Genomic DNA, 986 nt, shown 5'->3' on the forward strand with positions numbered 1-986 from the left:
CGGAGCGTGCTTGATCGCCCAGATGATCGGGTAAGCGCTGCTGCTCACCGCTCACCCCCGATGGCGGCGGCGGCACGGAGAACGGTCATGACCGACGTCGGACGCCCAAACGAGGGGCGGGTACGCGAAACGTCGGCGTACTTGGGTACGCTCATGTAATACGTCTTTCTGTCAGTGAGATGAGTGGAAGACATCAGAGGGGCATGGAGCTGCGAGCTCCCTGCCCCTCTTCATTTTTGAAGAAGAGCTAGGCCCCAGTGCAGCCTGATCTGGCAGTCTGCCACGTGATCCTTACGATCGACACACGGCGCTGTGGACAACTTCTGGCACCGTGATGCCCGCAGCCGGCCGCTGGAAGAGTGCGCCGGACCCCCGTCCCGGCACAACCACCGTGCGGACATGGCTGAACCCGCGACGCAGGTAGTAGCGCTGCAAGGCCGTGTTCTCGCGCCAGCAGTCCAAGCGCAACCAACGCTTGCCCCGGGCCCGAGCTTGCTCGCACGCCCAGTCCAGCAGCTGATCGCCCAACCCGGTGCCTCGGTGGGCTGCGCCGATCATGAACTTGTACAGGTACAGGGCGGTGTCGGGGTCGTCGTCGGCGGTCCAGAAGTCTGGGTCGGCGCCGGCCAGCGTCAGGGATGCGACGATCGCTCCCCGCTCTTCGACCACGTACGTGTTCCCGGCGGCCAGGCCGTCGCGGATGTTGCGGATGCCGCGGGCCCGGTCGACCCACTGCTGGATACCCGCGGCGTGCAGCCACGTCTCGGCTTCCACGCGCAGCGCGACGACCGCATCGGCGTCGTCCAAGGTCCCCTTACGGATCACTCTCATAGCTCCAGTTCGTAGACGAGAAAGTGCTTGTCGCCGCCGAAAACGGTGACCATGTGGCGGATCGGCTGCCCGTCCTCGCCGTAGCCCGTCCGGTGGTGCTCGCCGACCGGCGTGCCCGTCGGGATGTCGAGCTGGTCGGCCTCGGCCGGGGTGGG

1 protein-coding gene is annotated in these 986 nt (G+C 66.4%); it reads right to left on the reverse strand.

Translation table 11 applies throughout. The features are described 5' to 3' along the window. Positions 1 to 291 precede the first annotated feature (291 nt). Complete coding sequence (locus ABD140_RS39860; protein ID WP_344248263.1) at positions 292 to 807, reverse strand: GNAT family N-acetyltransferase; 516 nt, start codon at positions 805 to 807, stop codon at positions 292 to 294. Between the last annotated feature and the right edge of the window lie 179 nt (positions 808 to 986).

It is taken from the genome of Actinocorallia libanotica (assembly GCF_039525175.1).
GTDB classification, from domain to species: Bacteria; Actinomycetota; Actinomycetes; order Streptosporangiales; family Streptosporangiaceae; genus Actinocorallia; species Actinocorallia libanotica.